A 12,959-nucleotide genomic window follows, 5' to 3' on the forward strand; every position below is an offset into this window, starting at 1 on the left:
CAGCCCGGGCGACGCAGTGGTGTTCGGTGACAGTTGCTCGACGTTCGCCTACCCGCGACGAACGTTCCCACTCCGGGGAAAACCCGGCAGATCTCAGCCATGGCCGGGCCGCCCGACGACGGTGTCCGCGACGAGCGGTTCGACCGTGGTGTGCGCGGGTGCGGCGGGGGCGACCGGCAGCGTGAAGCGGATGCAGGTGCCTTCGGTGGCCTCCGGCTCCAGCCAGATCCGGCCCCCGTGGAACTCCACGATCTTCCGGCACAGGGCCAGACCGATGCCCGTTCCCTCGTACTGCTCCCTGCCGTGCAGACGCTGGAAGATGACGAACACCTTCTGCGCGGACTCCGGCGCGATACCGATGCCGTTGTCCGCCACCCAGAAGTGCCAGTCGTCGCCCTCCCGTACACAGCCGACCGTGATCCGGCACGGTACGTCCGGGCGGCGGAACTTCACCGCGTTGCCGATCAGGTTCTGCCAGACCATGGAGAGCGTCGTCGCGTCCCCGGTCAGTTCCGGCAGCGGGCCCTCCCGTACGACCGTGGCACCCGACTCCTCGACGACCAGCGCGAGATTGGCCAGCGCACGGTCGAGGGACCGGTCGAGGCCGACCGGCTTCCACTTGTCGTGCACCCGCCCCATACGGGAGAAGGTGAGCAGATCGTTGATCAGCACCTGCATCCGCTTGGCGCCGTCGACCGCGTAGTCGATGTACTGCCGCGCCCGGTCGTCGAGCTCCGCGGCGTACCGTTTCTCCAGAAGCCGGCAGAACGAGGCGACCTTGCGCAGCGGCTCCTGCAGATCGTGCGAGGCGACATAGGCGAACTGCTCCAGTTCTCCATTGGACCGGTGCAGCTCCTGTGCCTGTTCCGCCAGCAGAGTCTCGCGCTCCTGGGACTCGGCGAGCTCCTCGACGATACGGCGGCGCATGTCCTCCACGGCCGCCGCCACCGCCCGCACATCGGAGGGTCCGTCGACCTCGATCCGGTTACGGAACGCCCCCGAGCTGACCGTGTCGGAGGCGGCGGTCAGCCGGCTCAGCGGCCGGCCCACCATCCGGTTCAGCAGCAGGCTCAGCGAGCCGACCGCGAGGAGAAAGCCCAGGACCAGCGCGATGAGCACCTGGTCACGGGTGGTGCGGGCGGTGCTCAGATCGGCGCGGGCCCGGTCGCGCGCCACGTCGAGATGCGCCTGCTGTGCCGCGTACAGCCGCCGCAGGGTGTCGAATTCGCCCCTGCTCCGCCGGATCGGGGCCGAGGACTCGGACGCCGGGCCGTCCCGGCGCACTGCGGCGACCAGCGGCTCGGCATGCCGGCCGCGCCACTCCCGCGCGGCTGCGGCGATCCGGTCGAGATCGCGGGCGAAGGGCTGCTCGTCCCCGACGAGGGCACGCACCTTGGCCAGCCGCAGCTTCTCGTCCCGCATCCCCGCCTCGTACGGCCGCAGGAAGGTCGAGTCACCGGTCAGCGCGTATCCGCGGACCCCGGTCTCCTGGTCCAGCAGGGCGTTCTGCAACTGGAAGGACGACGAGCGGGCCGGCTGGATGCGGTCCACCAGCTCGGTGGCGCGGTCGGATATCCGGGACAGCACCAGACCACCGACGGTCAGCCCGGCGCAGACGACCAGCACGAAGACGGCGAGAATCAGATGGACCCAGTTCTGGACCGACAGACGTGAGGCGAGGCCGCGCCGTGGGGCCTGCGAAGCGTCCCGGCCGCTCATCGTGGCTCCCTCCGGCCCCATCCGAGATGGAGCACGGCGACGTCGTCGGCGAGACCGCCGTACGGGGACGCTGCCCCGGCGGCCTCGTCGACCAGGGTGTCCACGAAGGCGCGGGCCGCCAGTGCCCCGTGCCTGCGGGCCATGGCGAGCAGCCCGTCCTCGCCCAGCCGGGAACCCGGCCCCGTACGCCCCTCGAAGAGGCCGTCGGTGAACAGGACGATCCGGCCGTCCCCGGGCAGGGACAGCTCCCAGACGCTCCACCGTCCCGCCCCCGGCAGCAGCCCCAGGGCCATCCCGGGCTCGGGCTCGACCCAGCTCACCCGGGCACCACTGCGCAGCAGCAGCCCGGGGTGACCGGCCCGCACCACCCGCACCCGACGCCGGTCCGGCGCGAAGGACAGTGAGGTGACGGTGGCGAAGACATGTGGGTCGGAGCGTTCGGCGACCAGGATCTCCTCCAGCAGCCCGACCTGTTCGAGCGGGCCGGTGGCGCACAGCACCGCCGTGCGCCAGGCCACCCGCAGACAGACACCCAGCGCGGCCTCCGCCGCCCCGTGCCCCGACACATCGCCGATCACCGCGTGCACTGTGCCGTCGGACGTCTGCACCACGTCGTAGAAGTCACCGCTGAGCAGGGCGTGCGCCCGGCCCGGCGCGTACCGGGCCACCGCTTCGAAGGAGTCGTCGCGCAGCAGGGGCACGGGCAGCAGACCGCGTTCGAGGCGGGCGTTCTCCTGCGCCATCAGCCGGTTGGCGCGCAGCGCCGCAGCGGCCCGCTCGACCTGCTTGCGCTGGAGGGCGTAGCGGACCGAGCGGCCCAGCGCCTCCGGATCGAGCCGCCCCTTGACCAGATAGTCCTGGGCGCCGGTCGCCACGGCCGACAGGCCCGTATCGGCCTCGGCCCTGCCGGTCAGCACGACGATGGCCGCATCGGGCGCCGACTCGACGATCTGGGTGACGGCGTCCAGGCCGTACACATCGGACAGATGAAGATCGAGCAGTACGCAGCACGGGGTCCGGCAGCCGGCCAGGAACCGGCGCGCCTCCGCGAGCGTTCTGCACCAGGTCAGCGCGGAGTCCAGCTCGCTGTCCGCGAGCATCTCCTCGACGAGGAGCGCATCACCGGCGTCGTCCTCGACCAGCAGGATCACGGCATCGACGTCCCACACCGAACCGTTGCCAAAACCGTTGCCGACCGGTACAAGCCCGTTCTGCACGGGGATGGCGGCCGGGCGTACAGGCTGCGCCGGAGAGCCGCCCGCGGGGAGTCCGGTCACTCTCCACCCCCTGTACGGACGGCACAGCTCAACCCTGGCCGTGTCGCAGGGAAGCATATGTGACCGAACCGTGGAGGAGCCGTCGGGGCGGAGGTGGGCAGGCACGCACGCGCGCGCCCGCGAACTGCGGCGAACACCCGTGAAGTCACACGAACGGAGCAGCATCCGGTGCATGGCAGACTTGATCGGGGCGTTCGGCCCGGCAGGACCATGTACGGCGGTCGGCGCCACGAGTGACAAGCGACAGAGGAACGGTAATGACGGTGACACAGGACAGCCCGGAGCTCGCTCCCGGAACTGAGGAGTTCGGTCCCGGTATCGACCCGGAGCGGCTGGCCGTCTGCCTGAGCGTGCTCGACGAACTCGACAGCATCGAGGTCGACCACCCGGACGCCATCGCCGTGCGCCGAGCCACGGCCGGGATCTACCGGACCGTGAAGCAGCGCCGCCGTCAGGAGCGCCGCGCCGCCAAGACCGCGCACGACAAGGCCGTCACCGAGGCCACCGCGACCGGCTCGGCCGAGCGCATCGACGACGAGACCCAGGGGGTCCTGCCCTCGTCCTCGGCCCGTGCCGAGATCGCGGGCGTCCTCCAGCGGCCCCGGTCCTGCTACATCTGCAAGACCAGGTACGTCGAGGTGGACGCGTTCTACCACCAGCTCTGCCAGGAGTGCGCCGAGGAGAACCGCTCGCGCCGGGACGCGCGGACCGACCTCACCGGCCGGCGCGCGCTCCTCACCGGTGGCCGCGCGAAGATCGGCATGTACATCGCGCTGCGGCTGCTGCGAGACGGTGCGCACACCACCATCACCACCCGTTTCCCCAACGACGCGATCCGCCGCTTCAAGGCGATGCCGGACAGCGACGAGTGGATCCACCGGCTGAAGATCGTCGGTATCGACCTGCGCGACCCCGCCCAGGTCGTCGCGCTCGCCGACTCGGTCGCGGCCGAGGGCCCGCTGGACATTCTGATCAACAACGCGGCGCAGACCGTGCGCCGCTCCGCGAACGCGTACAGCGAACTGGTCAACGCCGAGTCCGCCCCGCTTCCGGCGGGTGAACTGCCCGCCGCCGAGGTCATCGGCACCTTCGGCAGCGGCACCGTCGACCGGGTCGCGGCCCTCCCGGCCGCCCGCAAGGAAGGCCTGAGCGCGCAGGACGTCACCGAGCTCGCCCTGGTCACCGGGTCCGCCTCCCTGGAGCGGATCGCCGCCGGAACGGCGATCGACGCGGGCGGTCTCGTACCCGACCTGCATGACACCAACAGCTGGATCCAGACCGTCGAAGAGGTCGAACCGATCGAGCTGCTGGAAGTCCAGCTCTGCAACTCCACCGCGCCGTTCATCCTGATCAGCCGGCTTCGCCCGGCAATGGCGGCGACCGCCGCCAAGCGCGCCTACGTGGTCAACGTCTCCGCGATGGAGGGCGTGTTCGGCCGTGGCTACAAGGGCGCGGGCCACCCGCACACCAACATGGCCAAGGCCGCGCTGAACATGCTCACCCGCACCAGCGCCCAGGAGATGTTCGAGAAGGACGGCATCCTGATGACCGCCGTCGACACCGGCTGGATCACCGACGAGCGCCCGCACCCCGACAAGATCCGCCTCGCCGAAGAGGGCTTCCATGCCCCGCTCGACCTGGTCGACGGCGCAGCCCGCGTCTACGACCCGATCGTGCGCGGCGAGGAGGGCGAGGACCTGTACGGCTGCTTCCTCAAGGACTACGTGCCCGCCAACTGGTAGTCAACCGGTGGCGCAGCGTTCGTGGGCGGCGTTGTGGACCCGGCCCGGGACTCGTCCCGGGCCGGGTCTTTTCCGTGCTCGCTGGCTGAAAGTGACCTAGTGCACACATTCCATCGAGCAGGAACGCGCTCATTTGGTTACTCTGATGCGAACGGACGTCATCGAGGAGTCCACAAACCCTCCTCGACCGTCCTGGGACAGGCTTGTCAACCAAGTCGCCGTCCCGCCCCGTACCCGGCGCCACCGCGACCGAATTGTTCTTGCCCCTGCCCCTCGCGGGTGGTCGACTCCCGGTAATGAGGCCGGGGCGTCGGCGACGCCCGGGGTTACGCGACACAAAGGAGTGCGCGGTGACGACACCAGAACTGGCGAAGCGAGAGAAGCGACCTGCCGAACGGCAGGGAGAGCGGGCCCGCAGGCCCGAGAAGCTCCGGAACATCGAGGTCTGGGCCAGGTCCGCGCCGATCCGGCTGGCCGGCTACGAGGACGACCTCGCCGAGCCGCACATCCTGCCCAGCGTCGACTGACCGCTTCACACCTTCACACCCGAGCTCCGGCCCGCACCCCTCAAGGGATGGGCCGGAGCTCGGCGTTTTGGGGCGTCCACTGTTCGGGGACAGCTCGTCACAGACATCAACTCCGCCCAGTCATCCGATGGTTGCGGGGAAAGAGTTTCGTTGTGTCTGGAAGATTGCATTGACAGGTTCGCTTCGTGCTCCAATCATCGGACGTCATGACCGAACTTCCCAGACGCCATGTACTCGGAATGACGGCAGGGGCGGCAGTCGGCGCCGCCCTGCTCACCCCCGCCACCGCCGATGCGGCCCCGCGAACCGGAGCCGTGCAAGCGCATGCAGAGGCCGGCGCTCACAAAGACGACTGGGGCACCGTCCCCGCCGCCGTCCCCGTGCCCCTCGACAAGTGGTTCGACAACGACGGCATCGACACCGCCGATGCCCGCGGCGGCAATTTCGACGGCTCCGGCTACACCTTCCCCGGTGAGGAACTCCCCGCCGGAGAGCGGGAGATCGACGGCACCGCGTTCCTCTTCCCCGCCTCCGGAGCGGGTGCCAAGAACAACATCGTCGCCCTCGGCCAGCGCATCGATCTCCCGCCCGGCCGCTATCTCTCCGGCCTCTTCCTCACCGCATGCAGCTACGGTGCCGCATCCGGCAAGGCCACGGTCCACTACGCCGACGGCACCACCTCGACCCCGGTCCTCGGCGGCCCCGACTGGTACTCCGGAAGCGGCGCCGTCACCGCCGCGTACCGCTACACCGCGGGCGGCGACAAGGACCAGCACCAGGTCTCCATAGCCGTTGCCGAGATCGCGGTCGACCCGGCCAGGGAAGCCGTTGCGCTCACCCTGCCCACCACTCAGCCCGCCGAGGCAAATAAGTCGTCCCTGCACATCTTCGCTCTTTCCCTCCAACCAGCCGCCCAGGGACGGGCGTTGACGCTGCGCGACGCCCACTCCACCACCTCGCTGCTGGATTCCGGCGCCCAGAGCGTCGAGGCCACGGTCGTCAATGCGGGCACGGTCGGCATCCTCGCCGCCGACGGCCTCACGCTCGCCGTCGACGTGCCCGGAGCCCGTACCGTCGCACCCGCCCGCATCACCCGGCTCGCCCCCGGCGACCAGGCCCGCGTCCGCATCGGCATCCGCAACAGGGCGGGCACCGCACCCGGCACCGCCCGGGACGGCAACGTTGTCGCACGCGGACGCGGACAGCAGGCCGCCACCGTCCGGCGCTCGCTCACACTCGGCGTCCCCGACTACGCCCCGACGGACGACTCCCTCTCCACCCATCAGGCGCCGTACTGGTTCCAGGAGGCCAAGTTCGGGATCTTCATCCACTGGGGGGTCTACTCGGTACCCGCCTGGGCGCCGGTCGGCACGCAGTACGCCGAGTGGTACTGGAACCAGATGCAGGACCCCAACAACCCCACCTACACCCACCACCGCAACACCTACGGCGAGTCCTTCGACTACGACGACTTCATCCCGCAGTTCCGCGCCGAGCGCTTCGATCCGCGCTCCTGGGTGGAGCTGTTCCGGGACGCGGGTGCGCAGTACCACGTCCTCACCTCGAAGCACCATGAGGGCTTCGCGCTCTGGGACACCAAGCTCTCCGACCGCAACGCGGTGAAGATGGGGCCGAAGCGCGATCTGGTCAAGGAGCTCTTCGACGCCTCGCGCCGCTACACCCCCGAGCTCCACCCCGGGCTGTACTTCTCGATGCCCGAGTGGTTCAACCCCGACCACCCGTGGATGGGCCACGCCCCGCGCAATCCGTACACCCTGGAGCCGGTCCCGTACACCGGCTACACGGCGGGCAAGGACTACGTCACCCAGTTCCAGGGCCCGCAGATGCTGGAGCTGGTCCACGGCTACGACCCCGAGATCCTCTGGTGCGACATCGGCGGCGACAACGACAGCCACCGGGTGCTGGCCGAGTACTTCAACCACGCCAAGAACCGGGCCCGCCCGATCGATGTCACCGTCAACAATCGCTCCGGAATCGGGCCGCACGACTTCACGACGCCCGAGTACACGACGTACGACCAGATCGTCACCGCGAAGTGGGAGTCCAGCCGCGGGCTCGACCCGTTCAGTTACGGCTACAACGCCCAGACACCGGACGAGAAGTACATGACGGCCGAGGAGATCGTGCACTCGCTCGTCGACATCGTCTCCAAGAACGGCAACTTCCTGCTCGACATCGGACCGAAGGCCGACGGCACGATCCCCGACATCATGCAGCGCAGGCTGCGCGAGACGGGGGAGTGGCTGAAGACCAACGGGGAGGCGATCTACGACACCACGTACTGGGCACGGATGCCGCAGCTCGGTGAGGATCTGCGGTTCACCGTACGGCCGAACCAGGCGTTCTACATCCACTCCCTGGCACAGCCCGGCTCGACCCTCACCGTCGAGGCCCCCGTGCCGATCCGCAGTGGTGACCGGGTCACCCTGCTCGGCTACGACCGGCCGCTCAGCTGGCGCACCACGAGCGGCTCGCTGGTGATCGACGTACCGGCGGCGGCCCGCAGGACCGGGCAGCACGCCTGGGTGTTCAAGATCGCCTGGTCGGGCTGAGCCAGGCGGGACCGAGTGAGACGGGGGGCATGAAGTCCCGCACATAGCTGCGGTGCCACCAGCGCCCCGTGGCCCGCAGTTCGCGCCAGGTCGTGTACCGGTAGTGGTACACCCTGGCGCGGACATGTGCGGGCGGAATCTCGGGGAACGGGTTGTGACGCAGCAGCCGCAGAGTGTCCCGGTCGTTCTCCAGCAGCCGCTCCACGAACGGCCCGAACCAGGCGCGTGCGTACGCGGGGGAGAGCGCCGCGAACCACATCAGCCAGTCGAGCCGCAGATGGTACGGGGCGAACTGGCGGGGCAGCCGTCGCGGATCGCCCGGCTTGCCGCGGAAGCCGTACTCCTTCCAGACCGTGCCGTCGTGGAGCACCTGCTCGTCGGTGCCCTCGACCACCACCTCCAGCCGGACCCGGCTGATGCTGCCGAACGCACCGTAGGTATTGACCAGATGCAGCGGGTCGAACGAGCGGTTCATCACCTGGCGGCGGGAGATCAGATTGCGCGCCGGGCGGTAGCTGAGGACCACGACCAGCGCAGTCACGGCAATGACGACGATCTCGTACCAGAGCGGCGGCGCGGACTGTGCGGGCGGCTCGGTGAACAGGGACCAGTCGACGGCGGACAGGGCGAGTGTGATCGTTACCCAGTTCAGCCAGGCGAAGTTCCCCGAGACGACCAGCCACAGCTGGGTGACGATCATCAGCCCGGCTGCCGCGCTCGCCACCGGCTGTGGAGTGAAGAGGAGCACCGGCACCAGGAGTTGCGTGACGTGGTTGGCCGCCACCTCGGCCCGGTGGACGGGTTTCGGCAGCCGGTGGAAGAACCAGCTCAGCGGTCCCGGCATCGGCTGGGTCTCGTGGTGGAAGTACAGACACGTCAGCTTGCGCCAGCACTCGTCGCCGCGGATCTTGATCAGCCCGGCGCCGAACTCCACCCGGAACAGCACCCAGCGCAGCAGCCACAGCACCAGTACGGGCGGAGCCGTGTCCGCGTTGCCGAGAAAGACGGCGAGGAAGCCGGTTTCCAGCAGCAGGGACTCCCAGCCGAAGCTGTACCAGGTCTGCCCGACCTGGACGATCGACAGATAGAGCGCCCACGGCAGTGCCCAGAGCACCATCGCCGCCCAGAGCGGAACGTACGCGTCCACGCCCGCGATCAGTGCGACGGCGAGCGCGCAGCCGGTCCAGCAGACAAGGGCGAAGAAGCGGTCGGAGTAGTGGAGCCGGAAGAGGCCGGGCGCGCTGCGCCAGTCCGTACGCCGCAGGAAATCGGGTACGGGCAGCATGCCGCGTTCGCCGATCAGCGCCCGGAACTGGAACGCGGCGGCGAGAAACGCGACCAGATAGATGCCGGCCAGAGCCCGCTGGAAGATCAGCCGGCTGAGCCAGTACCCGTCTGCGGTGAACCATTCCATCGTCTCCAGTATCGGCCCGGTGACGCAGCTCAGCCCTTCAGGCCCGCGCTCACCGGCCTTCGGCCACGATGCGGCGCAGCGTGGTGCCGAGCCGGCGGGCGTACCACAGCTGGATCACCGGCACGAGCGGCCCCCCGAGCCTGGCGTACCAGGAGGCCGGGCGGCTGAACGCCATGACGGTGAACCACACCGTCCCGTCGTCCGCCAGCTCCACCACGAAGGACTCCTCGCCGCACTCGGGGTGCAGGACCAGCGTCCCGTAAGCGAATCCGATGCGGTCCTTCTCGTACGCGGCCCAGACGACCCGGCAGGGTGCGGTGAACCGGAACGGGCCGATGCCCAGCGACACCCTGACAAAGCCCCCGGCCTCGGCGCGGTCCGCCGACGCGCTGACCCGGGCCCCGCTGGTGCGGTGCATGCGCCATTCGGTGACCGCCGCACCGGCAGCCTCGAAGCCGGCCCGGCCGCGCCCGACCCGGGTCCGGTGGTGGAGGTGGTGGTAGCCGTCGGGGAGCGGGCCGAGGCGAGTGGCTCCGGCCTCGGGGTAGGTGAAGGGGCTCATGCGGTCCTGCCTTCGTGGTCGGTGTGGTTCTGGAGCCTGCGCCAGGCAAGCACGGAGCAGAGCGCGAAGCCGAGTGCGTTGCCGAGACCGTGGGTGGCGGCCATCCACGTCAGTGTGGGGTGGGGGAGCCCGGTGGCCTCGCCGAGTGCCCAGCTCAGCGCGAGCACCATGGTGACCGCGAGCACGGCGGACGAGGTGGCGAGCAGCAGCCGGGTGATCCGGTCCCGTTGCCCGCTGCGGATCGATCGCCAGGTGAGCAGGGCGACGGTCCACATTCCCGCTGTCAGCACGACTGCCCCGGCCAGCTCGGCCCAGTCCCCGATGAAGTAGCCGATCAGGACGAGCAGGGTGCCGAGCGGCACGCTCAGCGCGGCGAACCTTCCTACGGCGCTGTCGGCGATCCGGCAGACGAGTCCCGAGACCAGCGCGGCGGCGAATCCGGCGAAGTGGAAGTGCGGCACGGTCAGCGCCAGGATGCCGAGCCCGAAGCCGAAGAGTGTGTGCCCCGAGCATTCGGCGACCAGGGCGGTGGCGGCGATCGACGGGGTGACCAGGGCGGTGAGCAGGGCGATCTCGGCGGGTGCCACGGCGCGGACACCGGGCGCTGCGAGGTTGCGGAGCAGCCGTGGCGGGGCGTGCAGGGCGAGGAGTACGGCCCCGAGTGCGTAGCAGGCCGCCAGGGTGGTGGCGGGCACGCCGCGCGGCAGCCAGAGTGCGACGGCACCCGGCACGGCGAAGAGTGGCCACAGACGGCGCATCCGGTCCAGCTCGGGCACACCGGCCAGCCGCAGCCCCGTCGGGACCACCACCAGCATGCCCAGCATCACGATCAGACCGACCAGTACTGACATGACCATCCCCCCGGACTTGAACGTGTTCAAGTGTGTTCGGTGATGACTCTACGACCTCTCTTGAACATGTTCAAGAGAGGTCGTGGAGCGGGGGAGGAGGGGACGACGAACGGGCCGTCCGCGAGGGCGTGTCCGTGGCGCCGTACAGCTACTTCAGCGGTGAGTGACAGCCCCCGAAGGGCCTCACAACACTCCCCGGCGCCACTCCCGTACCAGCAGCCAGCCGAGGTACGCACCCCCGATGGCCATCGTGTAGATGCCGACGGGCAGGTTGTCGAACAGCGGCACTTGCTGGGCGCAGAGATCCGCGAGTACCAGCAACAGCGCGCCGGTCAGCGCCGAAAGCAACAGGTGCGGGCCGGAGACCCGGGTGATCCGCTTGGCGATCTGCGGGGCCGTCAGCGCGATGAACGCGATGGGCCCGGCGACGCTGACGGCGCCCGCCGAGAGCACGATCGCCAGGACGATGGCGATCGTCTTCGTGCTGCGGGGCTCGGATCCGAGTGCGCCCGCGATGTCGTCACCCATCTCCCCGATGTCCAGCCGTCGTGCGATCAGGGCGGTGAGCGGGGCCACGATCAGCAGCACGAGCCAGATCGTGGTGGCGTCGTCCCAGGACCGTGCCGACAGGCTGCCGTTGACGTAGGCGGTGAGGACGGAGGCCCGGTCCCGTTCCATGGCGTAGACGACGTACTGGGTGACCGCCGTACCGATCGCGGCGACACCGATCCCGGCGATGACGAGCCGTGCGGGGTTACGGAATCCGGTGCCGGTCGACACATAGACCAGCACCATGGCGAGGACGGCACCGAGCAGCGCGCCGAGCGCCACCGGCACGGTGTCCGGGAACATCAGCGCGGTGATCGCGGCGCCCGCGCCGGCGCCGGACGCCAGCCCGATCACGTCCGGGCTGCCGAGCGGATTGCGGGTGACGGACTGGAACAGTGCCCCGGAAAGACCGAGCGCTCCGCCGGTGCCCACGGCGACCACCAGACGCGGGCCGCGCAGGCGTTCCAGGACGAACGCGTTCTTGCCCTCGGCCCCGCCCGTCACCGCCCCGGTGAGATCGGCGAGCGGAATGCCCAGCCGCCCGAGCGACAGCGTGGCGACGGCGGCCACCACGAGCAGCACGAACAGCACGAGTGCCGTCAGCACGGACACCCGCCGGACCGGCAGCGCCACGGTCCGGCCGATCGTCAGGAACCCCCTGGGCGAGGCGGTACGGAATCCGGCCTGATGTGACGTCATGCGTTGCCCCTCATCCTGCGTACGGCAATGAGCAGTGCGGGCGCTCCGATGAACGCGGTCACGACACCGACCATCAGTTCCTGCGGGCGCATGACCACCCGCCCCACGACATCCGCGAGGAGCAGCAGCGCCGGACCGGCCAGCGCCGAGAAGAGGATCTGCACACGGAAGTCGACACCGACCACGGCCCGCACCACATGTGGAACGGCCAGGCCGACGAAGGCGATCGGGCCGACCGCCGCCGTTGCTGCGGCGCTCAGCAGAGTGGCCGAGAGCAGCCCGCCTGCCCGGACCAGGGCCGGATTCGACCCGAGGGACGCCGCGGTCGAGTCACCGAGTGCGAGCGTGTTGAGGCCGGGCCCCAGCATCGCGGCTATCACCAGACCGACCACAGCGAACGGCAGAACCGACAGGAAGACGTCGAAGTCCCTGCCTCCGAGCGCGCCGACGACCCAGTAGCGGTAGCTGTCGAACACCTTCGGCCGGCTCAGGGTCACCGCCTGGATGAATGCCATCAGCACGGCGGAGAGCACCGCACCGGCGAGCACGAGCCGCACCAGCCCGCTGCCCGAACCCGCCGATCCGATCGCATGGACGAGCAGACCGGCGATCAGCGCACCGGGCAGCGCCCACCACATGGTGTCCGTACTGCCGGACGCCCCCAGGAAGGCCGTCGCGGCGACGATGCTCGCGGAGGCGCCGGCGTTGATCCCGAGGAGACCGGGATCGGCCAGCGGATTACGGGTCACGCCCTGCATGAGCGTGCCCGCGACGGCCAGACAGAGTCCGGCGAGTACACCGAGCGCGGTTCTCGGGTAGCGGCTCTCGACGATGGTGGTGACATTCGGATCGGCGGTGCCGGACAGGACGTGCAGCACATCGCTGAACGAGGTGGTCCGGCTGCCGAACATGACGCTCGCGAACACGGCGAGGACGAGGACGACGACTGCGATGACGAGGGAATACACCCGCCGAGCGGTGCCGGACCGTGAGGTGCCGGCACCGCTCGGCGGTGCGTGCGTGGTGGTGGCCATGTGGATGGTGGT

General features: G+C 69.8%; 10 protein-coding genes. 3 read left to right on the top strand and 7 right to left on the bottom strand.

What is annotated here, in order from left to right:
- Nucleotides 1–93: 93 nt before the first annotated feature.
- Complete coding sequence (locus tag ACGFU7_RS29975; protein WP_393699853.1) at nucleotides 94–1,719, bottom strand: CHASE3 domain-containing protein; 1,626 nt, start codon at nucleotides 1,717–1,719, stop codon at nucleotides 94–96.
- Entirely contained in the window at nucleotides 1,716–2,996 is a 1,281-nt protein-coding gene (locus tag ACGFU7_RS29980) for a PP2C family protein-serine/threonine phosphatase (RefSeq protein WP_393699855.1), read from the bottom strand. The genes ACGFU7_RS29975 and ACGFU7_RS29980 overlap by 4 nt, the downstream gene beginning before the upstream one ends.
- Nucleotides 2,997–3,253: 257 nt before the next feature.
- Here ACGFU7_RS29980 and ACGFU7_RS29985 point away from each other — a divergent pair, with 257 nt between their 5' ends.
- The 3 genes from ACGFU7_RS29985 to ACGFU7_RS29995 all read left to right on the top strand — a co-directional run bounded on the left by ACGFU7_RS29985 (nucleotide 3,254) and on the right by ACGFU7_RS29995 (nucleotide 7,838).
- Complete coding sequence (locus ACGFU7_RS29985) at nucleotides 3,254–4,738, top strand: SDR family NAD(P)-dependent oxidoreductase (protein ID WP_393699857.1); 1,485 nt, start codon at nucleotides 3,254–3,256, stop codon at nucleotides 4,736–4,738.
- A 350-nt stretch (nucleotides 4,739–5,088) separates the two neighbouring features.
- Entirely contained in the window at nucleotides 5,089–5,265 is a 177-nt protein-coding gene (locus tag ACGFU7_RS29990; protein ID WP_393699859.1) for a hypothetical protein, read from the top strand.
- A gap of 206 nt (nucleotides 5,266–5,471) precedes the next feature.
- Nucleotides 5,472–7,838, top strand: coding sequence for an alpha-L-fucosidase (locus ACGFU7_RS29995; RefSeq protein WP_393699860.1), 2,367 nt, complete (start codon nucleotides 5,472–5,474; stop codon nucleotides 7,836–7,838).
- Here the strand turns inward: ACGFU7_RS29995 and ACGFU7_RS30000 are convergent.
- The 5 genes from ACGFU7_RS30000 to ACGFU7_RS30020 form a co-directional block, all read right to left on the bottom strand.
- Entirely contained in the window at nucleotides 7,816–9,252 is a 1,437-nt protein-coding gene (locus tag ACGFU7_RS30000; protein WP_393699862.1) for a lipase maturation factor family protein, read from the bottom strand. The genes ACGFU7_RS29995 and ACGFU7_RS30000 overlap by 23 nt on opposite strands.
- A 49-nt stretch (nucleotides 9,253–9,301) precedes the next feature.
- Complete coding sequence (locus ACGFU7_RS30005; protein WP_393699863.1) at nucleotides 9,302–9,814, bottom strand: DUF1990 family protein; 513 nt, start codon at nucleotides 9,812–9,814, stop codon at nucleotides 9,302–9,304.
- Nucleotides 9,811–10,665, bottom strand: coding sequence for a YndJ family protein (locus tag ACGFU7_RS30010; protein ID WP_393699865.1), 855 nt, complete (start codon nucleotides 10,663–10,665; stop codon nucleotides 9,811–9,813). Before ACGFU7_RS30010 ends, ACGFU7_RS30005 begins: the two co-directional genes overlap by 4 nt.
- Before the next feature lie 183 nt (nucleotides 10,666–10,848).
- Nucleotides 10,849–11,913 carry a FecCD family ABC transporter permease gene (locus tag ACGFU7_RS30015; RefSeq protein WP_393699867.1) on the bottom strand — a complete coding sequence of 355 codons (1,065 nt, stop codon included), beginning with the start codon at nucleotides 11,911–11,913 and terminating at the stop codon, nucleotides 10,849–10,851.
- A complete protein-coding gene (locus ACGFU7_RS30020) occupies nucleotides 11,910–12,947 on the bottom strand; it encodes a FecCD family ABC transporter permease (RefSeq protein WP_393699869.1) in 1,038 nt (345 codons plus the stop codon). The genes ACGFU7_RS30015 and ACGFU7_RS30020 overlap by 4 nt, the downstream gene beginning before the upstream one ends.
- Nucleotides 12,948–12,959: the final 12 nt, after the last annotated feature.

Source organism: Streptomyces sp. NPDC048473, assembly GCF_043200155.1.
Lineage (GTDB): Bacteria > Actinomycetota > Actinomycetes > Streptomycetales > Streptomycetaceae > Streptomyces.